Source organism: Achromobacter sp. 1L-A-4-B-C2 (assembly GCF_057291955.1).
The window spans coordinates 628,489-651,610 of record NZ_JBXAWP010000005.1; the positions used below are offsets into that span (position 1 = coordinate 628,489).

The 23,122-nt window shown below is 66.0% G+C and carries 22 protein-coding genes and 1 pseudogene; 15 read left to right on the forward strand and 8 right to left on the reverse strand.

Features of this window, described 5'->3' with window-relative positions:
* Positions 1 to 11: 11 nt before the first annotated feature.
* From AC0Z35_RS24835 to AC0Z35_RS24850, 4 genes are all read left to right on the forward strand, one after another.
* Positions 12 to 527, forward strand: coding sequence for a DUF2271 domain-containing protein (locus tag AC0Z35_RS24835; RefSeq protein ID WP_046804739.1), 516 nt, complete (start codon positions 12 to 14; stop codon positions 525 to 527).
* Between the two features lie 29 nt (positions 528 to 556).
* The gene (locus tag AC0Z35_RS24840) at positions 557 to 1,357 is read left to right on the forward strand and encodes a DUF4198 domain-containing protein (RefSeq protein WP_485132757.1); all 801 of its coding nucleotides are present in this window, start codon (positions 557 to 559) and stop codon (positions 1,355 to 1,357) included.
* A 180-nt stretch (positions 1,358 to 1,537) separates the two neighbouring features.
* Positions 1,538 to 2,545 (forward strand): FAD:protein FMN transferase, encoded by a 1,008-nt coding sequence (locus AC0Z35_RS24845; protein WP_485132756.1) that lies wholly within the window; start codon positions 1,538 to 1,540, stop codon positions 2,543 to 2,545.
* Positions 2,546 to 2,549: 4 nt separating this feature from the next.
* Positions 2,550 to 3,947, forward strand: coding sequence for a sulfite reductase subunit alpha (locus AC0Z35_RS24850; protein WP_485132755.1), 1,398 nt, complete (start codon positions 2,550 to 2,552; stop codon positions 3,945 to 3,947).
* A gap of 189 nt (positions 3,948 to 4,136) precedes the next feature.
* Here AC0Z35_RS24850 and AC0Z35_RS24855 read toward each other — a convergent pair whose 3' ends face one another.
* Positions 4,137 to 5,096: a tripartite tricarboxylate transporter substrate binding protein BugE gene (locus AC0Z35_RS24855; protein WP_162941235.1), complete on the reverse strand. Its 960-nt coding sequence runs from the start codon at positions 5,094 to 5,096 to the stop codon at positions 4,137 to 4,139.
* Positions 5,093 to 6,565 carry an N-acyl-D-amino-acid deacylase family protein gene (locus tag AC0Z35_RS24860; protein ID WP_485132754.1) on the reverse strand — a complete coding sequence of 491 codons (1,473 nt, stop codon included), beginning with the start codon at positions 6,563 to 6,565 and terminating at the stop codon, positions 5,093 to 5,095. Before AC0Z35_RS24860 ends, AC0Z35_RS24855 begins: the two co-directional genes overlap by 4 nt.
* 89 nt (positions 6,566 to 6,654) lie before the next feature.
* Between AC0Z35_RS24860 and AC0Z35_RS24865 the strand changes: the two genes are divergently transcribed.
* On the forward strand, positions 6,655 to 7,668 hold the full coding sequence (locus AC0Z35_RS24865; RefSeq protein WP_485132753.1) for a LysR family transcriptional regulator: 1,014 nt from the start codon (positions 6,655 to 6,657) through the stop codon (positions 7,666 to 7,668).
* A gap of 21 nt (positions 7,669 to 7,689) precedes the next feature.
* Here the strand turns inward: AC0Z35_RS24865 and AC0Z35_RS24870 are convergent, their stop codons facing one another.
* Genes AC0Z35_RS24870 through AC0Z35_RS24880 form a run of 3 tightly spaced genes read right to left on the reverse strand, consistent with a single transcriptional unit; the run spans position 7,690 to position 10,261 of the window.
* The gene (locus AC0Z35_RS24870) at positions 7,690 to 8,166 is read right to left on the reverse strand and encodes an SRPBCC family protein (RefSeq protein WP_485132752.1); all 477 of its coding nucleotides are present in this window, start codon (positions 8,164 to 8,166) and stop codon (positions 7,690 to 7,692) included.
* Positions 8,167 to 8,173: 7 nt separating this feature from the next.
* Positions 8,174 to 9,004: a phosphoenolpyruvate hydrolase family protein gene (locus AC0Z35_RS24875; protein ID WP_046804745.1), complete on the reverse strand. Its 831-nt coding sequence runs from the start codon at positions 9,002 to 9,004 to the stop codon at positions 8,174 to 8,176.
* Positions 9,005 to 9,046: 42 nt separating this feature from the next.
* Positions 9,047 to 10,261: a Tm-1-like ATP-binding domain-containing protein gene (locus tag AC0Z35_RS24880; protein ID WP_485132751.1), complete on the reverse strand. Its 1,215-nt coding sequence runs from the start codon at positions 10,259 to 10,261 to the stop codon at positions 9,047 to 9,049.
* A gap of 165 nt (positions 10,262 to 10,426) precedes the next feature.
* Between AC0Z35_RS24880 and AC0Z35_RS24885 the strand changes: the two genes are divergently transcribed.
* Together AC0Z35_RS24885 and AC0Z35_RS24890 are read left to right on the forward strand one after the other, a co-directional pair.
* A complete protein-coding gene (locus AC0Z35_RS24885; protein ID WP_240434156.1) occupies positions 10,427 to 11,128 on the forward strand; it encodes a TetR/AcrR family transcriptional regulator in 702 nt (233 codons plus the stop codon).
* 112 nt (positions 11,129 to 11,240) lie between these two features.
* Positions 11,241 to 12,902 (forward strand): CehA/McbA family metallohydrolase domain-containing protein, encoded by a 1,662-nt coding sequence (locus AC0Z35_RS24890; protein WP_485132750.1) that lies wholly within the window; start codon positions 11,241 to 11,243, stop codon positions 12,900 to 12,902.
* A 74-nt stretch (positions 12,903 to 12,976) separates the two neighbouring features.
* Here AC0Z35_RS24890 and clpB read toward each other — a convergent pair whose 3' ends face one another.
* The gene (gene clpB / locus AC0Z35_RS24895) at positions 12,977 to 15,583 is read right to left on the reverse strand and encodes an ATP-dependent chaperone ClpB (protein WP_046804749.1); all 2,607 of its coding nucleotides are present in this window, start codon (positions 15,581 to 15,583) and stop codon (positions 12,977 to 12,979) included.
* A 136-nt stretch (positions 15,584 to 15,719) separates the two neighbouring features.
* On the opposite strand from clpB, the gene AC0Z35_RS24900 reads away from it, so the two are divergent.
* The 8 genes and pseudogenes from AC0Z35_RS24900 to AC0Z35_RS24935 all read left to right on the forward strand — a co-directional run bounded on the left by AC0Z35_RS24900 (position 15,720) and on the right by AC0Z35_RS24935 (position 21,956).
* Complete coding sequence (locus AC0Z35_RS24900; protein ID WP_314358714.1) at positions 15,720 to 16,157, forward strand: gamma-glutamylcyclotransferase family protein; 438 nt, start codon at positions 15,720 to 15,722, stop codon at positions 16,155 to 16,157.
* Between the two features lie 99 nt (positions 16,158 to 16,256).
* Positions 16,257 to 16,985 (forward strand): helix-turn-helix domain-containing protein, encoded by a 729-nt coding sequence (locus AC0Z35_RS24905; protein ID WP_046804751.1) that lies wholly within the window; start codon positions 16,257 to 16,259, stop codon positions 16,983 to 16,985.
* A 14-nt stretch (positions 16,986 to 16,999) separates the two neighbouring features.
* Positions 17,000 to 18,238 carry a hypothetical protein gene (locus tag AC0Z35_RS24910; protein ID WP_485132749.1) on the forward strand — a complete coding sequence of 413 codons (1,239 nt, stop codon included), beginning with the start codon at positions 17,000 to 17,002 and terminating at the stop codon, positions 18,236 to 18,238.
* Positions 18,239 to 18,525: 287 nt separating this feature from the next.
* The gene (locus AC0Z35_RS24915) at positions 18,526 to 19,836 is read left to right on the forward strand and encodes an MFS transporter (protein ID WP_485132748.1); all 1,311 of its coding nucleotides are present in this window, start codon (positions 18,526 to 18,528) and stop codon (positions 19,834 to 19,836) included.
* 66 nt (positions 19,837 to 19,902) lie between these two features.
* Entirely contained in the window at positions 19,903 to 20,421 is a 519-nt protein-coding gene (locus AC0Z35_RS24920) for an ArsR/SmtB family transcription factor (RefSeq protein ID WP_485132747.1), read from the forward strand.
* A pseudogene (locus AC0Z35_RS24925) lies at positions 20,409 to 20,771 on the forward strand (SRPBCC family protein); the annotation flags it as partial. The gene AC0Z35_RS24920 and the pseudogene AC0Z35_RS24925, both read left to right, overlap by 13 nt.
* A gap of 50 nt (positions 20,772 to 20,821) precedes the next feature.
* Entirely contained in the window at positions 20,822 to 21,520 is a 699-nt protein-coding gene (locus tag AC0Z35_RS24930) for a DUF899 domain-containing protein (RefSeq protein ID WP_485132746.1), read from the forward strand.
* A gap of 52 nt (positions 21,521 to 21,572) precedes the next feature.
* Positions 21,573 to 21,956: a hypothetical protein gene (locus tag AC0Z35_RS24935; protein WP_485132745.1), complete on the forward strand. Its 384-nt coding sequence runs from the start codon at positions 21,573 to 21,575 to the stop codon at positions 21,954 to 21,956.
* A 214-nt stretch (positions 21,957 to 22,170) separates the two neighbouring features.
* On the opposite strand, the gene AC0Z35_RS24940 is transcribed toward AC0Z35_RS24935, so the two are convergent.
* Both AC0Z35_RS24940 and AC0Z35_RS24945 read right to left on the reverse strand, forming a co-directional pair.
* The gene (locus AC0Z35_RS24940) at positions 22,171 to 22,503 is read right to left on the reverse strand and encodes a 2Fe-2S iron-sulfur cluster-binding protein (protein ID WP_485132744.1); all 333 of its coding nucleotides are present in this window, start codon (positions 22,501 to 22,503) and stop codon (positions 22,171 to 22,173) included.
* 22 nt (positions 22,504 to 22,525) lie between these two features.
* Positions 22,526 to 23,122 carry an NUDIX domain-containing protein gene (locus tag AC0Z35_RS24945; protein WP_104144388.1) on the reverse strand — a complete coding sequence of 199 codons (597 nt, stop codon included), beginning with the start codon at positions 23,120 to 23,122 and terminating at the stop codon, positions 22,526 to 22,528.

Here is a 23,122-nt window from a genome sequence, read left to right on the forward strand (position 1 = left end):
TGGAGATTTCCATGCGCAAACTGTTGTTGTCGGCCCTCTTGGCCGGCGCGATCGCCCGAACGGCCAATGCGGCCGACATCGGCCTGTCCATCGAGGTGCCGCGCCTGGATGTGGCCGAATACCACCGCCCGTACGTCGCGATCTGGATCGAAAACCCCGACCAGAGCGTGGCCGCCGACCTGGCCGTCTGGTACGACGTGGCCAAGAAGAACAACGAAGGCACCGAGTGGCTCAAGGACATGCGCCAATGGTGGCGCCGCAGCGGCCGCAACCAGCAGTTCCCGGTGGACGGGGTCAGCGGCGCGACCAAGCCCGTGGGCAAGCACACGCTGAGCTTTGACGCGGCCTCCAAGCCCTTGGCATCGCTCAAACCCGGCCAGTACGCGGTCGTGGTGGAAGCGGCGCGTGAAGTCGGCGGCCGTGAATTGGTGCGCATTCCCTTCCAGTGGCCCGCGCAAAAGGCCGAACAACTGACCGCGCAAGGCGAACACGAACTGGGCGCCATCGCGCTCAACCTCAAACCCTGATGCCCCGCATGCCTTCAAGGACCGCAACCATGAAATCCGCCGCCAAACTGGCCGCCGCCCTGGCGCTGTGCCTGCCCTTTGCCGCCCACGCGCATGACGTGTGGATCGTGCCGTCGTCCACCGTGCTGTCGGGCACCGACAGCTGGATCACCGTTGACGCCGCCGTCGGCAACGACAAGTTCTACTTCAACCATGCGCCGATGCGCCTGGACGGCCTGGCCGTCATCGCGCCGGACGGCAACCTTGCCGAAGCCGAAAACCTGAACCGTGGCAAGCTGCGCAGCACGTTCGACCTGCAACTGAAGCAAAGCGGCACGTATCGCGTGGCCGTGGTCAACGACGGCGTGTTTGCGCGCTGGAAGGAAGACGGCAAGAACAAGCGCTACTTCGGCAAGGTCGAAGGCATGGCGCAGGCGGTACCCGCCAACGCGCAAGAACTGGAAGTGTCCCAAAGCCTGGGCCGAGTCGAAACGTTCGTGACGGCGGGCAAGCCGTCGACCATCAAGCCGGTGGGCCGTGGCCTGGAGCTGGCGCCGGTCACGCACCCGAACGATTTATTCACGGACGAAGCGGCCAGCTTCCAGATGCTGCTGGACGGCCAGCCCGCCGCCAACCTGGAAGTGAACGTGGTGCCCGGCGGCAGCCGCTATCGCGACAAGGTCGGCGAGATCAAGCTGACCACCGACAAGGACGGCAAGTTCTCGGTCAAGTGGCCGCAGCCCGGCCTGTACTGGATCGAGGCCGGCATGGAAGACGCCAAGGTCAGCGTGCCGAAGGCAACCAAGCGCCGCCTGTCCTACGCCGGCACCGTCGAAGTGCTGCAACCCTGAGGCGCGCGCGTGTCGGCAGCCCGGTCCTATGCGCCTCGCGGCACGGCGCCCCCCGCCGTGCGCGTGAGCTATGGCGCCATGCCGGCGGCGCGCCCCGCATCGCCAGCGTTGTCAGCGTTGTCAGCGTTGCCAGCCTTGTCAGCATTGCCAGCCTTGTCAGCCTTGTCAGCATTGCCAGCCTTGTCAGCGTCGCCCGCCGTGGCCACGTGGTCCGCGCCGACCGCGCTGCCTGCCCCGCCCGCACTGCCCGCGCTGGCGGCGTTGGCGGGCGCGACCATGGGCACAACGTGGTCCGCACGCATGGCGCTGCCGGCCGGCATCGACAGTGACGCCGCGCGCCGCGCTATCCAGGCGGCGCTGGACGACGTCGTGGCGCAGATGAGTACCTGGGAATCGGCCTCCGATATCACGCGGTTCAACCGGGCCCCAGAAGGCTGGCAGGTGCTGCCCGACGGCTTTTTCTACGTGCTGCGCCATGCCCTGGCCTTGGCCGAGGACAGCGGCGGCGCGTATGACCCCACGGTGGGGCCGCTGGTCAACGCCTGGGGCTTTGGCCCGCACCAGCGCGCGTTTGAACCACCCTCGCCTGCCGCCATCGACGCGGCGCGCGCGCGTTGCGGTTGGCGCCGCGTGCCGCTGGACGTGGCACGGCAAGCCGCGATGCAGCCCGGCGGCACGTACCTGGATCTGTCTTCCATTGCCAAAGGCCATGGCGTGGACCGCGCGGCCTTGGCGCTGGACGCGCTCGGTATCTCGCAATACCTGGTGGAAGTGGGCGGCGAGCTGCGCGCGCGCGGCAGGCGGCCCGATGGCCAAGCCTGGCGCGTCGCGATCGAGGTGCCGGATGCCAGCGACAAGCACGCGCTGGCCTTGCCCCTGCAAGACCTTTGCATCGCCACGTCCGGCGACTATCGGCGACACGCTGGCAGCGGCGACGCACGCTATGCCCACACCATCGATCCGCGTAGCGGGCAGCCGGTGCGCAACAACGTGGCGTCCGTGTCCGTGCTGCACGCCGAATGCATGCAGGCGGACGCGCTGGCCACGGTCTTGACGGTGCTGGGCGAGGCCGACGGCCTGGCCTACGCCCGCCGCCACGACCTGGCGGCCCTGTTCATCCTGCGCGACGCCCACGATTACCGCGTCGTCGCCACCCCGGCGTTTCAGGCGCTGGCCCAAACTTCCTGACCCGATGAGCCCTACCCGATTGTTTGCCGCAGCGTGCGTGGTGGCAGTGTGGCTACTGCTGTGCCTGTGGGCGTGGCGCCGCGCGCGGCGGCATCAGGCCAGCCAGGCGCGGGCGCTGGCCGCCTTGAGCCTGAACGCCGACGGGGGTTCTGATTCCGATGCCGTGCTGATCGCATATGCCAGCCAGACCGGCTATGCGGAGGCCCTGGCCGAACAAACCGCGCAATCACTGCGCGCGGGCGGCCTGACGGTGCATGTGGCGTCGCTGGGGCAGCTGGATGTGGCGCGCTTGTCGGGACAATCGCCCGCCTACCGCCGCGTGCTGTTCGTGGTCAGCACCTATGGCGAAGGCGATCCGCCCGACGCCGCGGCCGCCTTTGCCAGCCAGATGCAGGCCGCGCCCTCGCGGGCATTGGCCGGTGTGCAGGTTGCGGTGCTGGCGCTGGGCGATAGCGAATACACGCGGTTCTGCGGTTTTGGGCATCGGCTGAACGACTGGCTGCACGCCCAGGGCGCCACCCCCTTGTTCGACATGGTGGAAGTGGACAACGGCGACCCCGCTGCGCTGCGCCACTGGCAACATCACCTGAGCCTGTTGACCGGCCGCAGCGACCTGCCCGATTGGCAGGCGCCGGACTACGAACCGTGGCGGCTCGCAGCGCGCACGCTGCAAAACCCCGGCAGCGCGGGCGGTCCATGCTACCTGTTGACGCTAACCCCGCCGGCCCACGGCAAGCCAAGTTGGCTGGCTGGCGATATCGCGGAAATCGGCCCCCGGCTGGAACGCGACGGGCCGCTGCAAGCACACCGCGAATATTCCATTGCGTCGTTGCCGGAAGAGGGGGCCATCGACCTGCTGGTGCGCCAGATGCCCGGGGCAGACGGCGGCCTGGGCGTAGGTAGCGGCTGGCTGACACAGGTGGCGCAGGAGGGCGATCAGATCGATCTGCGCGTACGCACCAATCGCAACTTCCATGCGCCGGACGATGGCCGTCCGATGATATTGGTGGGTAACGGCACCGGGCTGGCCGGGCTGCGCGCGCTGATCAAGGCGCGACGCGCGGCGGGGCATCGACGCAACTGGCTGATCTTCGGCGAACGCAACGCCGCGCACGATGCATTTTGCCGCGCCGACATCGACGTCTGGAAAGCCGACGGCACGCTGGAACGCGTGGACACCGTTTATTCGCGCGACCAAGCCCAGCGCCGCTACGTGCAACACGTGCTGCGCGAGCAAGCCGATGCGTTACGCGCCTGGGTGGCGGACGGCGCCGCCATCTACGTCTGCGGCAGCCTGCAAGGCATGGCGTCCGGGGTAGACGCGGCACTGCAAGACGTGCTGGGCGACAACGCCTTGCAGGCGTTGCTGCACGCCGGCCGTTACCGGCGCGACGTGTACTAAGGCTACGGCGCTGCGCCCGACACTATCGCAGCCGGGACCTGCCGCAGCCCGGCCCCAGTTGCTGATTGCGGCTTGATCTCGCGCGGATCGATCTCATCGCGGCTTGATCGCATCGCGGCTTGATCGCATCGCAGCTTGATCGCATCGCAGCTTGATCGCATCACAGCCGGCCCGCATCACAGCCAGATCTCATTGCAGCTTGATCTGCGCGCGGTCGATCACCGTCTTCCAGCGGTCGCGTTCCGTGCGAATTTGTTCCGCGAATTCCGCTGGCGTATTGCCCAGTGCAAAGGCGCCCGTTTCCTCCATCTTCGCCGCCGTGGCCGGGTCGCGCACGGCTTGCGCAAACGCCTGGGCCAGCTTGTCGCGCACATCGGCGGGCATGCCGGCCGGGCCCACCACGCCGTACCAGGCCGTGACGTCGTAGTCCTTGTAACCCTGCTCGGCGAACGTCGGCACATCGGGCAGGCGCGGGTTGCGCTCGGTGCCCGTGATGGCCAGCGCGTGCAGATGCTTGCTTTTCACGTACGGCAGCGACGACGGGAAATTATCGAAGATGACCGGCACCACGCCGCCCACCGTATCGGTTAACGCCGGCGCCGAGCCCCGGTACGAAATACTGTTCATCTTGCCGCCGATGATCTGCAAGAACCAGATCATGCCCAAGTCGTTCACCCCGCCCGCGCCCGCGTTGGCGTAGCCGTCCTTGTTCGGATTGGCGCGCACGTGCGCCACAAAATCGGCCAGCGTCCGTGCCGGATAGCTCGGGTTGACGCTAAGAATATTGGGGCTGGTGACCAGGTTGCTGATCGGCGTGAAATCCTTGACCGGGTCGTAGGCCAGGTTGGGGAACAAGTGCGGCGCGGTGCCGTGCGTGCTGACGGTGGCCAGGCCCACGGTGTAGCCGTCGGGTTTGGCGCGCGCCGTGGCCGCCATGCCGATGGTGCCGGACGCGCCGGTACGGTTTTCCACCACGATCTGCTGGCCCAGGATCTCGCCCGCCTTGGCCGCTGCGACACGGCCGACGATGTCGGTGGGGCCACCCGCCGGGAACGGCACGATAAGGGTGATGGGATGGTCCGGGAACGCGGCGTGGGCGGTGGGCAACAGCGCCGCCAGCGCCAGGGCAATCAATGTCTTTTGCATCATGATGGGTTTGTCTCCTTGGGGTTTTTGTATGTGGCTTCGCGCCGCAAGATCTTGCCGGGGCGGTTCATGCCCGGCGTTTCCGGGAATACCGGTTGGCCATTGACCAGCACGTGTTCAACGCCAATGGACGGCAGCGTCGGCGCGTCCCAGGTGGCGCAATCGGCCACGGTGTCCGCGTCGAACACCACGATGTCCGCCCAGGCGCCCACGCTGAGCTGGCCGCGCCCGGACAGCCCGAACACGCGCGCGGGCAACGCCGTCATCTTGGCCACGGCGGCTTCAAGCGTCAGCAATTCGGCCTCGCGCACATAGCGGCCCAGCACCCGCGTGAAGCTGCCCCACAGGCGCGGATGCGGGTGCGCATCATTGGGCAAGCCGTCCGACCCGACCATGCAGCATTCGTGTTGAAAGATGCGCTGCACTTCGGTCTCGTCCATAGCGAAGTAAATGGCGCCTGCCGGGCACAGCCGCTGTGCGGCCTGCGTCTTGTCGCAGCCCCAGCGCGCGGCAATGTCGGCCAGCGATTCGCCGCTGCATTCCGGATGCGGTACCGACCACGTAATGCGGATGTCGTCGATGCTGTCTGCGCGTTCGGGAATCAGGATCGTCGAGCTGCCGGGATACGGGTAGATGTCCAGCGCCACGTCGATGCCCTCGGCGCGCGCGCGGTCGATGTTGGCCAGCGTGACGCGGCTTTTGCCCCAGTTGCGCGGCATCATGCACTTGTGGTGCGACAGCACCGTGGCGCAGCCCGTGTTGCGCCCGACGGAAAGCACCTCGTCCACGGCGGCTTCAACCTCGTCGCCTTCGTTGCGGATGTGGCTGGTGTGCAGCGCGCCGTGCGCGGCCGCCACGCGGGCCAGGCCGTCCAGTTCATCTTGTTGCGCGGCGCCGCCCGGCTGGTAGGCCAGCCCGGTGCTGAAACCCACCGCGCCGGCCGTCAACGCATCGTCCAGCATGCGCTGCATGGTGTCCTGCTCATCCGGCGTTGGCGTGGCGGTCGGGTCGCGCATGGCGGCCAGGCGCAGGTTGGCGTGGCCCACCAGCGCCGCGACGTTGATCATGGGTTGCTGCGCGCGCAGGGTATCGAAATAGGCGTGCATGTCGGCAAACAGCGGCGTTTCACCCAGCAGCGCCAAGGCCGCCGCCGTATTGCCCGGCAAGGGCGCGGGCGCGCCGCTGACACCGCAATTGCCCACCACCACCGACGTAATGCCCTGGCTGGTCTTCCACGGCAAGCCGGGCTTTTCCACGAACATCAAGTCATCGTGACCGTGCGAATCGATGAACCCGGGCGCCACGATCTTGCCGCGCGCATCGATGCGGCGCGTGGCCTGGACCTGGGCCAGCTCGCCGATGGCCGCCACGCGTTCGTCTTTCACCCCTACGTCCGCCAGCCGTCGCGGGCCGCCCAGGCCATCGATGACCCAGCCGCCTTCAATGATCAGATCCAATTTTCCGTGTTGCATGTTCGTCCTGCCTGGATGAAGCCCCTAGTATCGTCCGGCCGATCAATCTGGAAAAATTGTTTTTATTGATCCATCTATCGTGGTTTGAAATGAATCGCCTGCCCAAGCATGTCACCTTGAAACACCTGACCGCGTTTGTCGCGGTGGCCCAGGAATCCAGCTTCACGCACGCCGCCAAGCGGCTGTTCCAGACCCAATCGTCCGTGACCAGCCTGGTGCGCCAGCTGGAAGACGCGCTGGCCACGCAGCTGTTCGCGCGCACCAGCCGGCGCGTGCTGCTGACCGCGGCGGGCGAAGAATTTTTGCCGCGCGTGATGCGCTTGCTGGCCGATTTTGATGGCGTGATCGAAGACGTGGTGCGCTATGGCGCGCTGGAGCGCGGGCGCGTGGGCGTGGCCGCCGCGCCATCGGCCATCACCGAAATCATCGCGCCGGCGGCGGCCGCATTCGCAGCCCAATATCCCGCCGTGCGCCTATACCTGAGCGACGACAATTCCGGCCGCATCCAGCGCAAGGTGGCGGCGCGCGAAGTGGACTTCGGCTTGACCAGCCGGTGGGCCGATGCGCCCGGTCTGCACTTTGAACCCTTGCTGGAAGACCGCTTCGGCGTGTTGTACCGGGCCGATGACCCGCATCTGAAGCCGGGGCGGGACGGAACGATGCGCTGGTCGGATCTGGCGGGGCGCAAATTGGTGGGGGTGGTGGACGAAACCGGCATCATGGCGCTGCTGCGCGCCCGCGCCGACTTGCCGATCGAGGCCGGCGCACCGTTCTACGAAGCGTCCAGCACCACGTCGCAGGCGGCGCTGGTCAAGGCCGGGCTGGGCGTGGCGCTGTTGCCGGCGCTGGCCGCCGCCCGGGTACAGGAACCCGGCTTGGCCTATGCGCTGCTGGCGCGCCCGACGGTGGTGCGCACGGTGTGCGTCATCCGCCATAAGGAATACCCGACAAGCCCGGCGGCGCAGGCGTTGATCCGCGCGATCCACGATTACCTGCGCGGCGCGCCACTGCCCGCCGGTTGCAAGCGCGTGCCGGCAAGCCGCAAGACGCTGGCCGAAATGCCGCTGACCTACATGCCGCTGACCGAGATGCCGCTGACCTAGCGGAGGCGACTGCGCTATCCGCTATGCCTGGCCGGCGCGCAGCTTTTCGTCCAGCGCCGCCAGGCCCGCCGCGAACACATTCTGCCCCACGGCATGGGCCACATCGGCAAGCTCCGCGCCTTCGACACGGAAGTCCGCCCACCATTGCACCAGCGTGTGTTCGCCCGATGGCTGCCCCGATGCCTGCTCAGACTGCGTGATGCGATGCAAGGACACGCCCGCCGTGTAGTCGCGCATGGGCAGGTCGGTTTCAATGATCGAATAGCGCAGCGCCGCGTTGGGGTCGTCCAGCATCAACAACTGTTCGCGCACAAAGCCCGATGGTTCAAGCGCCAGATACCGCACGCTGCCCACCGCGTCATGGCGCCCGTCCGCTTCCAGGCGGCTTTGCGCCACGCCCGGATGCCAGGCGGCCAGGCCGTTGAAATCGCGAAAGCACGGCCACACCTGTTCAAGCGGTGCGTGGATAACGGCACTGACGAAGACGGTATGCGACATGAGCACCTCAGAAGGTCAGGTTTTTGAATTCGCGGGTGGCGGCGGTCAAGGCCAGTTCCGTGGGCAGGCGTTCCATCGAACTGGCGCCGTAGAAACCATGGCATTGCTTGCAGTGGCGCAGCACGTAAGCGGCGTCCTCGGGGGTGGCGATGGGCCCGCCGTGGCATAGCACGATGATATCCGGACGCACCGCCAGCGCGGCATCGGCAATGCGGTCGATGGCGGCAACGCAATCGTCCAGCGTCTGCGACGTTTCCGCGCCGATGGACCCGCCCGTCGTCAGGCCCATATGGGCCACGATGATGTCCGCGCCCGCTTTCGACATGGCGACGGCGTCGTCCTCGTTGAAAACGTACGGCGTGGTCAGCATGCCCTTTTGATGGGCCAGGCGGATCATGTCGACTTCCAGCGCGTAGCCCATGCCGGTTTCTTCAAGGTTGGCGCGGAACGTGCCGTCGATCAGCCCGACGGTGGGAAAGTTCTGCACGCCGGCAAAGCCCTGGCGTGTCAGGTCATCCAGGAACACATCGAAATCGCAGAACGGATCGGTGCCGTTCACGCCGGCCAGCACGGGCGTCTTCTTGACCACCGGCAGCACTTCGCGGCCCATGTCGACCACGATCTCGTTGGCGTTGCCGTAGGCCAGCAAGCCGGCCAGCGAGCCGCGTCCCGCCATGCGATAGCGGCCCGAGTTATAGATGACGATCAAGTCGATGCCACCCGCTTCCTCGCACTTGGCCGACAAGCCCGTGCCCGCGCCACCGCCGACGATAGGCGTGCGGGCGCGCACCATGGCGCGAAACTTGTCCAGCAGTTCGTTACGGTCAAAACGCGGCATGGGGCCTTCCTTAATGGGTAGCGAATTCAACGGATAGCGAATTCAACGGGTAGCGATGTCAAGAAATTGGTCCACCGCCGTCCTGGCGAACAGCGGGTCGTTGATATGGCACGGCACGCGCACCAGGCGGCGGTCGGCGGTCTGCACCACATTGGCCTCAAGCGCCGCGAACAAGGCGGCGTCGGCCTCGGGGTTCCAGAACGCCTGGCCCGGTGCATCCAGCGCTGATACGCCGCCTTCCGGTATCAAGAAGCGCACGGGTCCATTGCATTGGTTCAGCTTCTCGGCGATCCACTCGCCCTGCCGTCGATTTTCCTCGACCGTGGTGCGCATCAGCGTCACCTGCGGATTGTGCGGATAGAACTGGCGGCCCTGATAGCGTTCAGGAACGGTATCCATGCCGCCAAAATTGACCATATCCAGCGCGCCGCAAGACCCCACATAGGGCGCGCCCGTGCGAGCCACGGCGCCGAAGCGGTCTTGCGTGCAGGCCAGCACGCCGCCAAAAAGAAAGTCGCAGACTTCGGTGGTCGTCAGGTCCAGCACGCCGGCCAGCAAGCCGCTGTCCAACAGCTTTTCCATCGACTGCCCGCCCGTGCCCGTGGCGTGGAACACCAGGCAGTCATAGCGCGATTCCAGCAGCGGGGTCACCTGCTGCACGCAGGCCGTCGTGACGCCGAACATGGTGATGCCCGCGGCGGGGCGGCCATCATCGGCGGTGGCGCTGGCCGCGGCCATGCGATGCGCGCCGGCAATGGCGCCCGCCGCATTGGCCAGCACGCGGCGCGAAATGCGGTTCAGCCCGGCCACGTCCGTCACGGAATACATCATCGCGATGTCGGACGGGCCGACATAGGGCGCGACGTTGCCCGATGCCATCGTGGACACCATCAGCTTGGGCGTACCGATAGGCAGCGCGCGCATGGCCGGCGCGATCAGCGCCGTGCCGCCGGAGCCGCCCAGGCCCAACAGCGCGCCGATGCCGGCGTGGCCCGCCACGTAACGCTCGAACGCCAGCGCCATGGCGGCGATGGCCGTGCCGCGATCGCCGGTGAACACGGCGTCCGCCCCGCCCGGGTGGCTGGCGGCGACGTCGCGCGCCTGAATCTGCGCGGCACTGGGCGCGCCCGTGGTGGACACGTCCACCGACACCACGTCCACGCCGTCGCGGCGCAGCAGGTCCACCACGTACTCGGCTTCCTGGCCCTTGGTGTCATAGGTGGCGGCAACAAATACCCGCCGGTTCGAATGCGTCATGGCTCCTCCGCGGGCGGCTACACTCGGTGCGCGCCTCGATATGTGAGGCCCTGAAGGCCTGTGTAGAATCAAGAAATGAGACGAAAGAATCATACTGAGACGCCTGTCTCACGTCAAACTCCCGCCGTCCCGGCCAGCCGTTCGGCCACGAGCGGCACAGCCCGGCTGATCGCGCCCGCCAGCCGCCAGGCCGAGGCCAGCGGCGAACCGCCGCACGGGCCGCGCGCCCGCATGCGCAAGACCTTGCTGGACGCAGCGCAACAGCTGATGGCCCAGGGCATCACCCCGTCGGTAGCGGAATTGGCGGAACATGCCAAGGTGTCGCGCGCAACCGCATACCGCTACTTTCCCAGCCAAAGCGCGTTGATCGCGGCCGTGGTGGACGAAAGCCTGGGCCCCATCCTCGCCTGGGATTCCGACTCGTCCGACGCAGCCGCCCGTGTCGACGAACTGCTGCGCTTTGCCTACCCCCGGCTGGCGTCCCACGAAGCGCCGCTGCGCGCGGCCATCATGGTGTCGCTACAGCAGCATGCGCAAGCCAGCGCCGGCAAGGACGCCGCCGAGCCTCGACTGGTGCGCGGCCATCGCGTCGACATCCTCAAGCGCGCCATCGCGCCGCTGGCGCAGACATTGACATCCGCGCAACAGGACCGCGTGGCGCAAGCGCTTTCGCTGGTGTATGGCACCGAAGTGTTCCTGGTGTTGAAAGACATCTGGCAACTGGACCTGCCCGCCGTCACGGACGTGGTGCGCTGGACGGCCAACGCCATCATCACGCAGGCGCTCGCCGAAGCGGGCACCGGCGCGGGCACCGGCGCGGGCTCGGGCGTGGGCAAGGCCAAGGGCGGCAGCACGCGCAAGCGTTAGGCACCCGCGTCGTATCGCGGTGGCCTGCTGTCATGCCCGCGTCACTCGTCGTGGGCATAGTTCGGCGTTTTGCGGCCCGCCGTTGCGGGTCGCCAGACGTTGGAGTGTGTCCATGCAGTTCGAAGTATCCCGCGTGCGGCGGGCCATCTTGCCCCTGTCGCTGGCTTGCGTCACCTTGTTGAGCGCTTGCGGTGGCAGCGACGACGACGATGAACCCATCGCGCCCCCCACCCCGCCTGTGGTCACCGAGCCGGCCCCGCCGGTCGAGCCCACCAAGCCCGTCGAAACCGGCGCCTGGACCACGGGCGACCTGCACGTGCACACCTATCAGTCCGACGACGCGCAGGTCAGCCTGGAAAGCGCGCTGGACCAGGCCTTTGACCGCTACAAGCTGGACTGGGCGGCCATTTCAAACCACCTACGGCTTTCGGGACGCGACCATACCGGCACTACGCTGGCAGGCGGCGCCATCCCGTTTTCCACCGGCATGGCGCAGTATGAAGTGCCGTTCATCAAGACCGCGCAGGCCGCCGGGCGCTATGCCGACAAGATCATCTTCTCGTCGTTCGAATGGGACATGCCGACGCATGACCACGTGAACATCGGCATCGGCACCGACGACCCGCTGTCGGACAAGTCGCTGCAAGCCGTGGCCGAATTCGAATACCTGTTCACCAACCGCGCCCCTGCCCTGTTCGACCCCTTGCTGGTGTCGCGCCTGGCGGGCCAGACGCGCGCCTACACCACGCATGCCGATTCGCTGGCGGCGTTGGCGTGGCTGCGCGACAAGCATCCCGACAGCTACATGCTGCTGAACCACCCGTCGCGTTACGCGGGCAAGTACACCGCCGCGCAGCTGCGCGAAATGAACGACCTGGCGCCCGGCATCTTCTTCGCCATCGAAGGCATGGTCGGCAACCAGATGGAACCGGATCGCGGCGGCTACGCCACGACCTACACCAACGCGTTCCTGCCCAACCGCACGTACGGCGGCGTGGACTATCTGGTGGCGCACCTGGGCGGCACCTGGGACGCGCTGCTGGGCGAAGGCCGACGCATCTGGACGGTGGCCGATTCCGACTTCCACTTCCGCACCGCCTCAGGGCTGTACAGCTCGGGCTACGCGCCGGGCGAATACGCCAAGACGCATGTGTGGAAGGACGGCGACGACATGAAGGCGGTGGTGGCCGGCTTGAAAAGCGGCCGGGTCTTCGGCGTGTTCGGCGACCTGATCGATGCGCTGGACTTCCAGGCGCAAGGCGCGGCCGGCGTCGTGCACATGGGCGGCGAACTGCAAGCCACGAAGGGCGAAAAGGTGGAAGTCACCATCCGCTTTCGCAGCCCGGACAGCAACCATTACGAATACCCGATCGAAAGCGGCAACCCCACCTACGTCAAGCCCACCGTCAACCACGTGGACCTGATCGTGGGCGACGTCGGGGCACGCGCCGCCGTCGGCACCCCGGGATATGACGCCGACACCAACCCGTCCACCCGTGTGCTGGCCCGCTACACACGCGCCGACTGGACGGTGGACGCCGACGGCTACAACGTCATCAAGACCACGATCACGGCAGACAAGAGCCAGTACCTGCGTTTGCGCGGCACCAATCTTGGCGTTGACGTTACCGGCGAGACGGCGGCCGGTGAACCGCTGCCCGACGCCAAGGTGGACCTGGCCGACAACGTCGCGCGCTTTAACGCGATCAACGCGCGCAACTACAACGACCTGTGGTTCTATTCGAACCCGGTGTTCGTGACGGTTGCGCAGTAAGTCCTGCACAGAGCGTAAAAAAAAGCCTGGCATTTTTCAATGCCAGGCTTTTTGTTTACCGCAACGCTACCGGTTTACTGCAACGTGCGGGTGAACACGAATTCCCCGTCGCGCCAATCCACCGGCACGACATCGCGCGGCCCGAACTTGCCTTCCAGGATCAGGCGCGCGACCGGGTTTTCGATCTGCTGCTGGATGGCACGCTTCAAGGGGCGTGCGCCAAACACCGGATCGAAGCCGGAACGCGCCAGTTCCGCCAGCGCGGCCTCGGTGACTTCCAGCCGCATCTCCTGCTTTTCCAGCCGGGCGCCAAGGCGGCGCAACTGGATCCGGGCGATGGACTCGATGTGCTGCGCTTCCAGCCCATGGAACACCACCACTTCGTCGATACGGTTCAGGAACTCAGGACGCAGGGTCTGCTTGAGCTCGCCCCACACCACTTCCTTGACCACGTCGTACGGCTGGCCCGCCAGGCTCTGGATGTGATGCGAACCCAGGTTGGACGTCATCACGATCACCGTGTTGCGGAAGTCCACCGTGCGGCCCTGGCCATCGGTCAGGCGACCGTCGTCCAGCACTTGCAGCAGCACGTTGAACACGTCCGGATGCGCCTTTTCGACTTCATCCAGCAGCACCACGCTGTACGGCTTGCGACGCACGGCTTCGGTCAGGTAGCCGCCCTCTTCGTAGCCCACATATCCGGGCGGCGCACCGATCAGCCGCGCCACCGAATGCTTCTCCATGAACTCGCTCATGTCGATGCGGATCAGGTGCTCTTCAGAGTCGAACATGAACTCGGCCAGCGCACGCGTCAGTTCGGTCTTGCCTACCCCGGTGGGGCCCAGGAACAGGAACGATCCATAAGGCCGAGCCGGGTCCGCCAAGCCCGCACGCGAACGGCGGATGGCGTCCGACACCAGGCGCACGGCCTCGTCCTGGCCGACCACGCGCTTGTGCAGGAATTCCTCCATGTGCAGCAGCTTTTCGCGTTCGCCCTGCATCATCTTGGACACCGGAATACCGGTGGCGCGCGAGACGACTTCGGCGATTTCTTCCGCCCCCACACGCGTGCGCAACAGACGCGGACGGCCATTGTCGCCCTCGGCGTTTTCCGCGGCCTGCGCGGCGCCCACTTCGGCGGCCTTCAGGCGCGATTCCAGGTCAGGCAGCTTGCCGTATTGCAGTTCGGCCAGCTTGTCGAATTGGCCCTTGCGCTGCAATTCCGCCATTTCGGCGCGCACGCTGTCGATCTCTTCCTTGATGGCCTGCGTGCCTTGCACGGCGGCCTTCTCGGCCTTCCAGATTTCCTCGAAGTCGTTGTATTCGCGTTGCAGCTTTTCCAGCTCGTCTTCGATGACGCCCAGGCGTCGCTTGGAGGCGTCGTCGGTTTCCTTCTTGACGGCTTCGCGCTCGATCTTCAGCTGGATGATGCGACGGTCAAGCTTGTCCATCACTTCCGGCTTGGAATCGATTTCCATGCGGATGCGCGCGCCGGCTTCGTCGATCAGGTCGATGGCCTTGTCGGGCAGGAAGCGGTCGGTGATGTAGCGGTGCGACAGCTCGGCGGCCGCGACGATGGCCGGGTCGGTGATTTCAACACCGTGGTGTATCTCGTAGCGCTCTTGCAGGCCGCGCAGGATGGCGATGGTGGATTCCACGTCGGGCTCGTCCACCAGCACCTTCTGGAAGCGGCGTTCAAGCGCGGCATCCTTTTCGATGTACTTGCGGTATTCGTCCAGTGTGGTCGCGCCAATGCAGTGCAGCTCGCCGCGTGCCAACGCGGGCTTGAGCATGTTGCCCGCGTCCATCGCGCCCTCGGCCTTGCCCGCGCCGACCATGGTGTGCAGCTCGTCGATGAAGACGATGTTGCTGCCGTCGTCCTGGCCCAATTCCTTGAGCACGGCCTTCAGGCGTTCTTCGAATTCGCCACGGAACTTGGCGCCGGCCAAAAGCGCCGCCAGGTCGAGCGACAGCACGCGCTTGCCGCGCAGGCTTTCGGGCACTTCGTCGTTGACGATGCGCTGCGCCAGGCCTTCGACGATGGCGGTCTTGCCCACGCCGGGTTCGCCGATCAGCACGGGGTTGTTCTTGGTGCGGCGTTGCAGGATCTGGATGGTGCGGCGGATTTCATCATCGCGGCCGATCACGGGATCCAGCTTGCCCTGGCGCGCGCGCTCGGTCAGGTCCAGGGTGTACTTGGACAGGGCTTCGCGGTTGGATTCGCCTTCGGCGCCGGACACGTTTTCGCCCCCGCGCACGGCGTCGATGGCGGCTTCCAGGGCTTTCTTCTGCAACCCCGCTTCGCGCAGGATGCGGCCGGCCTCGCCTTTGTCTTCGGCCAGCGCCAGCAGGAACAGCTCGCTGGCAATGTAGGTGTCGCCACGGCGCGCGGCTTCCTTGTCGGTGCGGGTCAGCACCGCGTTCAGGTCGCGGCCCACTTGCACGTTGTCGTCGCCCTGCACCTGCGGCAACGACTTCATCGCTGCTTCAAGCGCGGGGGTCAGGCGGTTGACCGCCACGCCCGCTCGCGCCAGCAGGCTGCCCGCGCCGCTGTCCGGGTCGGATAGCAGCGCCGACAGCACGTGCACGGGCTCGATATAGGGGTGGTCGTTGCGCGCGGCCAGACTTTGGGCGTCGGCCAGGGCTTGCTGGAACTTGGTGGTTAGTTTGTCGAATCGCATAATGGTCGTTTGGCTTGTTGGAGAGCCTGACCGATACGTGCCGGCTGGCTCGATACCCTGAATATGTGGCCGGATGACAAAATTTCAACACCCTGCCGCCCACTTCACTGCTTCGACGTGCGAGATAAACCGATTTATGAGCATATACGTTTTCGTCTACGGCACCCTACGCACGGGCGAAATCAATGATCTGGCGCAAGCCGCCGCCCGGCGCGGCCTGCCCGAGGCCCATTGGGTAGGCCCGGCCACGGTGCCCGGCATGCTGGTCGACTTCGGCTCATGGCCCGGTCTAATCCCGGTGGATGACGGGCGGCGGGTGCGCGGCGACGTGTATCGGGTCGACCCGGCGCTGATCGCGCTGATGGACGAGATCGAGGAATACGTACCGGGGCAAGCCTGCTGTTTCGTGCGCCGGGAGACCATCGCGCGCCTGGATTCGCCCCTGAACGGCGCGCGGGACGTGCACTGCCAGTACTATCCCATTGATCCGTCGCTGCGAGCGTTGGCCGTGGATATCCCGGCAGACGACTGGATCGCCTATCGGCAATCGCGTCCGGCAACCAAGGGCACGTAAGACGCCCGTAGTAACAACCGACTACAATGCTTTTTGTCTTCACGCTTGTACACCCGTACGCGCCATTCCTGGCGCGGCGGGCACTATAAAGGTCATCGTATGCAAAAACGGGTTCCCGTCGCCCCGGATGCCGCCCACTGTTCCACGTGTATGTTGGGCCACGTGTGTGTGCCCGTGGGCATGGCAGCCGCCGAAGTGGAAAAGCTGGACGAGCTGGTGCAAGAACGCGTACGCCTTGAGAAAGGCAAGATGCTGTACTCGCTGGACCACCCGCTTGATGCTGTCTATGGCGTGCGCTTTGGCAGCATCAAGACGCAGCTGGAAGACGCCACCGGCCAGATCCAGATCACCGGCTTTCACCTGCCGGGCGAAATCGTCGGCATGGACGGCATGCTTGAAGGCAAGCACGTGTCCGCCGCCGTCGCGCTGGAAGACTCCGAGGTTTGCGTCATCCGCCTGAACGAAGTGGATCGCGTGGCTGCGCACCTGCCCTCGCTGCAACAGCAGTTTCGCCGCCTGATGAGCCGCGAGATCACGCGGTCGCACCAGATGCTGGCCTCGTTGGGTTCGATGCGTTCCGAGCAGCGCCTGGCCGCCTTCCTGTTGAATCTGTCGCAACGCTATGCCTCGCTGGGCTATTCGTCGACCGAGTTCGTGCTGCGCATGAGCCGCGAAGAAATCGGCAACTTCCTGGGCTTGACCTTGGAAACCGTCAGCCGATTGTTCTCCCGATTCGCGCGCGAAGGCCTGATCAAGATCAACCAGCGCGAGGTCCGCATCCTGGACCTGCCCGCCCTGAAGCAACTGCTGGGCCACGAGGCCTGCTGAACGCCCGCCGCGCCATGCGATGCGCGCCTGCCCCTTCCGCTGCCCACGCCGCGCTCGCCAGCGTTCGTGCCGCCGTCGGCTCCACCACGCGCCCCGCCTCCTGGCGGGCGCTTGGGGTAGCGCTGGGCGTGTCGCTGGCCCTGGCTGCCTTGCTTGCGCCAAGGCTTGCCCCCGCGCAGACCCCCTTGCCCGACCCCTACGACTACGACGAAACGGTGCCCGCGCCCAAACGCGTCGCACCCGTGCGTTGGCAGCCCGTTGAACTGGGCAAGCCGGGCCATCGCTACAAGATTCCCGTCTACGCCAACCGCAACCTGACCAAGGACGACCTGCGCGACATCAAGCAGGTGTTGATCGTGGTGCACGGCGTCAAGCGCGACGCCGACCGCTACTACGACACCGCCGCGCAGCTGCTGTCGCACAACCCCGACCGCGCCCGCGACACCTTGATTCTGGCGCCCCGGTTTTCGGGGTCGATCGACTCGGGATTTGGCGGCATGGCCGCGTGGCGCAAATCCAGCTGGGAAGACGGCGAAGACAGCATCCAGGCCAGCGGCCGCCCCGCGCCGGTGGCCTCGTTCCAGGTGCTGGACGACCTGCTGCGCAGCCTGGACGACCGCAAGCGCCTGCCCGCCTTGGCAGGCATCGTGCTGGCCGGCCACTCCGCCGGTGCGCAGCTGGTGCAACGCTACGCCATCCTGAACAACGTTGACGGCGCGCTGCGGCGCGATGGCCTGGCGTTGCGCTACGTCATCGCCAACCCGTCGTCCTACCTGTACCTGACCAACGAGCGCCCCCGCGCCGACGGCAAGGGCTACGCGCCCTACGAACGCGGCATCTGCCCCACCTACAACCAGTACAAGTACGGCACCGACAAGCTGCCCGCCTACGCCCGCGAAACCGACGATACCCGGCTGTTCGTGCGCTACGCGGCGCGCGACGTCACCTATCTGTTGGGCGGCGCCGACAACAACCCCGAACACCGGCTGCTGGACAAGACCTGCGGCGCCGAAGCGCAGGGCGCCACGCGCCTGGCCCGTGGCACGGGCTATATCCAATACGAATATGTGCTGGCCGGCCGTGGCCCGAAACCCGTGCCTTTGCATCGCAGCAGCTTCGAGGTGGGCGGCGTCGGGCATGACAACAAGGGCATGTTCACATCGGTCTGCGGCGCCCAGGCGTTGCTGGGCAGCGACGCCCAGACGGACGATCGCGCCGCCGCGTGCGACATCATCAAGCCGCGCGGCAAATAGGTGGCAAACAGAGGCGGCCAACAGCCTCTATAGCGTGCCTGCCGCCGCGCTGTGCGATGCGTACCGATGCACGGCAATGGGGCGGAATGTGCCTTGGCCGCAAGCGGCACACCTGACTACATCCTTAAAGAAGCGCCCTTGCCGACGCGTGCATTTCGCGGCGGCCAGGCGCAAGATATTGCCCATGCGTGTTCCATTTCGCGGCTGACCTTGCGATTTTGACGGGCGAGGACTAGGCGCGCTCGCGTGTCCGGCGACTCCCCGACAAGCTCACCTTGAGAACAGTCATGACGCAAACGTATCTGGCCATGCCCGACGCAAAACGCCGCATCAAGGCCATCTTCATCGGGTCTATGGGCAACTTGGTCGAGTGGTACGACTTCTACGCCTACACCGCCTTTGCGCTGTATTTCGCGCCCGCCTTTTTTCCTTCGCACGATCCCGTCGTCCAGCAGCTGAATGCGGCCACGCTGTTCGCGGCCGGCTTCATCGTGCGGCCATTGGGCGGTTGGCTGTTCGGCCACCTTGCAGACCGGCACGGGCGGCGCCTGTCGTTGATGGTATCGGTGGGGATGATGTGCGTGGGCTCGCTGATCATCGCGCTGACGCCCACCTACGCCACGATCGGCTTGGCCGCGCCCGCCCTGCTGGCGCTGGCACGCGTGGTCGAAGGCCTGAGCCTGGGCGGCGAGTATGGCGCCAGCGCTACCTACCTGACCGAAATTGCCGACCCCGAACATCGCGGCTTTTATTCCAGCTTCCAATACGTCACGCTGATCGGCGGCCAGCTTTGCGCCATCCTGGTATTGCTGCTGTTGCAGAACGTGTTCCTGACGCATGAAGAACTGGTGCAATGGGGTTGGCGCATTCCGTTCGTGATCGGCGCATTGCTGGCCATCGTGACGGCGCTGATGCGGCGCGACATGCCGGAAACCGATTCGTATAAAGCGGCGCAAGAGGCACAAAAAGCCAAGCCCAGAACGAGTTTGCAGCGCGGCCTGACAAAGTACCCGCGCGAGGTCGCCATCGTGGTTGGCCTGACAGCCGGCGGCACGGCTGCGTTCTACACGTTCACCACGTATATGCAGACCTTTGTTCGCCAGACGGCGGGCTTTACCGACATCACCACCACCTACATCATCGCCGGCTCGTTGATCTTTGCCTTGATCCTTCAGCCACTGTATGGCGCGCTGTCCGACAAGGTAGGCCGCAAGCCGCTGCTGATTTTCTTCGGCGTTGCGGGCGCGGCGCTGACCGTGCCCATTTTGATGACCCTGTCGCACACCCGGTCCCCTTTCATCGCGTTCCTGCTGATCTGCGGCGCCTGGGTTTTCACGGCGGGCTACACATCGATCAACGCCGTCGTGAAGGCGGAATTGTTTCCCACCAACATCCGCGCCACGGGCGTGGCCGTGCCCTACGCCATTACCGTGTCGATCTTCGGCGGCACGGCGCCGGCCATCGCGCTGTTCTTCAAGCAGCAAGGCCACGAGCAATGGTTCTACTACTACTTGGCGGGCGTGATCTTCGTGTCCCTGCTGGTGTATGCCTCGATGCGAGACACCAAGCATCAATCCGCCATGCACCGCCACGATTGACGTCAGGGAAATTCCCAATCACCGCCGGCTTGACGCCGGCTTTTTTCCGGGCGGATACTTAACCTTATGGTTAACTTAAACGATGACACGCTGGACAGCGTCTTTTCCGCCCTGGCCGACGGCACGCGGCGCCGGGTGCTGGCCGACCTGGAACACGGCACCGCGTCCGTCAGCGAACTGGCGCGCCCGCACGCAATGTCTTTGCCCGCCTTCCTGAAGCATCTGCGGGTGCTGCAAGACGCGGGGCTGATCGCACGGGCCAAGGACGGGCGCGTGGTCAGCTGCACCTTGTCGCCCGAGCCGATGCGGGCCGCATCCGACTGGCTGGCGCGCTACGAGAAGTTCTGGACCGGGCAACTGGATTCACTGGCCCGATACCTGTATCACGACGAGGAGATCCACCCATGCCCCCCGACCCCACCCCAAACAAGCCCGGCGACAACGCCGCAACTTCCGGCCGCGACCAACGCCGCAGCGCCGACCGCGACGACAACGCCAGCGCCCCGCTTGAACTCCGACTCACCCGACGCTTCACCGCGTCGGCCGAACGCCTCTGGCGCGCGTGGACCGACCCGCAAGCGCTAATGCAATGGTTCGGCCCGGCCGGCACGCAGCGCGTGTTGCAGGCCGACACCGACGTGCGCGTAGGCGGCGCCTATGAAGTGGGCTTTGTGACCGCGGACGGCCAGGCGCATTACGCCAGCGGCGTGTACCAGGAAGTCGAACCGCAGCGCCGCCTGGTGTTCACCTGGGCATGGCGCGACACGCCCGACGAAACCTCATTGATCACCCTTGAATTCACCCCCGCGCAGGGCGGCACCGAACTGGCCTTCCTGCAAACCCCGTTTGTCGATCAGCCAACCCGAGACGGCCACGAAGCCGGCTGGGCGGGCGCCATGGATCGGCTGGCGGATCACCTGGCAAGCGCCGTCTGAGTTGCCTTGCCGCCCGCGGGCCGGACCGGCCCGCCATCAGGAGCCGCATCATGCATACAAATCACGCCGTCGTATCACGCCCCGAATGGGAAGCCGCGCGCCTGGCGCTGCTGGCCCGCGAAAAAGCACTGACCCGCAACCAGGACGCGCTGGCCCGCGAACGCCTTGAGCTGCCCTGGGTACAGGTGGACAAACGCTACCAGTTTCAAGGCGAGCACGGGCCGATGGGCTTGGCCGATCTGTTCGCCAGCAACAGCCAGTTGCTGGTCTACCACTTCATGTATGGCCCGGATTGGCAGGAAGGCTGCGTAGGTTGCTCGTTCCTGGTCGACCATCTGGAGGCGGCATTGATGCATCTGCGCCATCACGACGTGTCGGTAGTTGCCGTATCGCGCGCGCCGCTGGGCAAGCTGCAAGCGTTCAAGCAACGGATGGGCTGGCAGTTTCCATGGGTGTCGTCCGAAGGTTGCGACTTTAACTTCGACATGCAGGCCTCGGTGGCCCAGGCTGACGGCAGCGTGCAAGAGCGATCAGGCATCAGCGCGTTTTTCCGTGACCCGGACGGTGAGATTTTCCACACCTATTCAACGTTCGAACGCGGCGTGGAACGCCTGGCGGGCGCCTACAACTACCTGGAATTCGCGCCACTGGGCCGCAACGAATCCGGCCCGCACTTCAACCTGGGCGACTGGGTGCGCCACCATGACCGGTACGACAACGCCCCGTCGGCCTGCCACGCGTGCGGCTAGCGCGGCGCGGGCGGCTAGCACGGCGCGGGCGGCTACGCGGGCAGCGCGCGCCATGGCATGGCTATGGCTGGCTTGCGTGGCGGCCATGCTCATCGGGCTGGCCATCGACACACGCCAGACGCCCGCGCCCTTGCTCGCCAGCGAATGCGGCGCGCCGGGCACCTGGTGGGAGTTGGCGTGGCGGCATGCCGTCCTGATGCCCGCCACCAGCGTCGCGATGGCACTGGCGGCGCTGGCACCCTGGCCCGGCGCGCCGTCGGCCGCGGCGCGTATGTTGTGCGCCGCGCTGATGGCTGCCGGCATGGTGGTCGGCGCACGGCTGGGCGTGGGGATGGCGCTAGCGGCAGGCGCCGCGCCGTTTGCAGGCTTGGTGCTGGGCATGGCGGCAGGCATGGCGATGGCGGTACTGCCTTTGGCCGCGCAAAGATGGGCTTAGGGCGTGCAGAGAGGGGCTTAGGGGGTGCAGAGATGGGTTTAGGGCGCGCAGAGACGGGCTTAGCGCGAGTAGAGATGGGTTTAGGGCACGCAGAGACGGGCTTAGCGCGAGCAGAGATGGGTTTAGGGCGTGCAGAGACGGGCTTAAGGCGCGCAGAGACGGACTTAGGGCGCGTATAGACGGGCTCAGGGCGCTCGGGCTTCCTGGGCCGCCTTCAGCGCCGCGCCCCCGTCAACGGGCGCGCGACCAGCGCCGTGGGCGCAAGCGGCTCGGCAAGCGGGGCCTGGATCTCAAGCGCCGAGGTCGCGCGGGCCACGCATGGCAGGATCCAACCCTCTTCCTTTTCGTCCCGCGACAACCCGGGCCACTGGACCGCGTACGTCACCGAGCCATCCAGCATCAGGCACATGCAGGCCCGGCACGTGCCGTTGCGGCACGAACTGGGCAGCTTGATGCCGGCCGCCTGGGCCGCCAACAGCACCGAGCTGTCCGCCTCGGCATCGAAACGCAGGCCGGACGGCTGGATCAGGACAGGGAATGCGGCCATGGCGACTGGCTTGCCGTGACGGCTAGGCGGCGTTGTCTTGCCAGTCCAGCTTCCACGCGCCCGACAAGACGTTTTGCATCCACAACACGCACGTCAAGGTCTTGGCGTCGGTGACTTCGCCACGGCTGCATGCAGCCAGAAGTTCGCTGGGTTCGGCGCTGATCACATCCAGGAATTCGTCCTGGTCCAGTTGCCTGTCGCCGGCGCGCAGGCCGCGCGCAAAAAAGATGTGGATGATCTCGGTGGAATAGGCAATCGCCAGATGCAACGCGCCGGCATGCGCCCACTGGTCGGCGGTATAGCCGGTTTCTTCAAGCAATTCGCGTTTGCCGCACACCAGCGGGTCTTCGCCCGGGTCAAGCTTGCCGGCGGGGAATTCCGTCATGACGCGACCGATCGGGTAGCGGAACTGGCGTTCAAGCAGAACCCGGCCGTCGTCCAGCAACGGAATCACCACGACAGCGCCCGGATGCACGATGTATTCGCGGGTGGCGGTGTGGCCGTTGGGCAGGCTGACGGTATCGCGGCGAACCTTCAAAAAGCTGCCTTCGAACGGCGCTTCGCTGGTCACCAGCGTTTCGACAAGATGCGTATCGCTAACGGAAGATGGGCGGGTCAT

Coding starts and splice junctions, on each gene's coding strand:
- AC0Z35_RS24835 (WP_046804739.1), top strand. CDS start 12: ATGCGCAAACTGTTGTTGTCGGCCCTCTTGGCCGGCGCGATCGCCCGA.
- AC0Z35_RS24840 (WP_485132757.1), top strand. CDS start 557: ATGAAATCCGCCGCCAAACTGGCCGCCGCCCTGGCGCTGTGCCTGCCC.
- AC0Z35_RS24850 (WP_485132755.1), top strand. CDS start 2,550: ATGAGCCCTACCCGATTGTTTGCCGCAGCGTGCGTGGTGGCAGTGTGG.
- AC0Z35_RS24855 (WP_162941235.1), bottom strand. CDS start 5,096: ATGATGCAAAAGACATTGATTGCCCTGGCGCTGGCGGCGCTGTTGCCC.
- AC0Z35_RS24860 (WP_485132754.1), bottom strand. CDS start 6,565: ATGCAACACGGAAAATTGGATCTGATCATTGAAGGCGGCTGGGTCATC.
- AC0Z35_RS24865 (WP_485132753.1), top strand. CDS start 6,655: ATGAATCGCCTGCCCAAGCATGTCACCTTGAAACACCTGACCGCGTTT.
- AC0Z35_RS24870 (WP_485132752.1), bottom strand. CDS start 8,166: ATGTCGCATACCGTCTTCGTCAGTGCCGTTATCCACGCACCGCTTGAA.
- AC0Z35_RS24875 (WP_046804745.1), bottom strand. CDS start 9,004: ATGCCGCGTTTTGACCGTAACGAACTGCTGGACAAGTTTCGCGCCATG.
- AC0Z35_RS24880 (WP_485132751.1), bottom strand. CDS start 10,261: ATGACGCATTCGAACCGGCGGGTATTTGTTGCCGCCACCTATGACACC.
- AC0Z35_RS24890 (WP_485132750.1), top strand. CDS start 11,241: ATGCAGTTCGAAGTATCCCGCGTGCGGCGGGCCATCTTGCCCCTGTCG.
- clpB (WP_046804749.1), bottom strand. CDS start 15,583: ATGCGATTCGACAAACTAACCACCAAGTTCCAGCAAGCCCTGGCCGAC.
- AC0Z35_RS24900 (WP_314358714.1), top strand. CDS start 15,720: ATGAGCATATACGTTTTCGTCTACGGCACCCTACGCACGGGCGAAATC.
- AC0Z35_RS24905 (WP_046804751.1), top strand. CDS start 16,257: ATGCAAAAACGGGTTCCCGTCGCCCCGGATGCCGCCCACTGTTCCACG.
- AC0Z35_RS24910 (WP_485132749.1), top strand. CDS start 17,000: ATGCGATGCGCGCCTGCCCCTTCCGCTGCCCACGCCGCGCTCGCCAGC.
- AC0Z35_RS24915 (WP_485132748.1), top strand. CDS start 18,526: ATGACGCAAACGTATCTGGCCATGCCCGACGCAAAACGCCGCATCAAG.
- AC0Z35_RS24920 (WP_485132747.1), top strand. CDS start 19,903: ATGGTTAACTTAAACGATGACACGCTGGACAGCGTCTTTTCCGCCCTG.
- AC0Z35_RS24930 (WP_485132746.1), top strand. CDS start 20,822: ATGCATACAAATCACGCCGTCGTATCACGCCCCGAATGGGAAGCCGCG.
- AC0Z35_RS24935 (WP_485132745.1), top strand. CDS start 21,573: ATGGCATGGCTATGGCTGGCTTGCGTGGCGGCCATGCTCATCGGGCTG.
- AC0Z35_RS24940 (WP_485132744.1), bottom strand. CDS start 22,503: ATGGCCGCATTCCCTGTCCTGATCCAGCCGTCCGGCCTGCGTTTCGAT.
- AC0Z35_RS24945 (WP_104144388.1), bottom strand. CDS start 23,122: ATGACCCGCCCATCTTCCGTTAGCGATACGCATCTTGTCGAAACGCTG.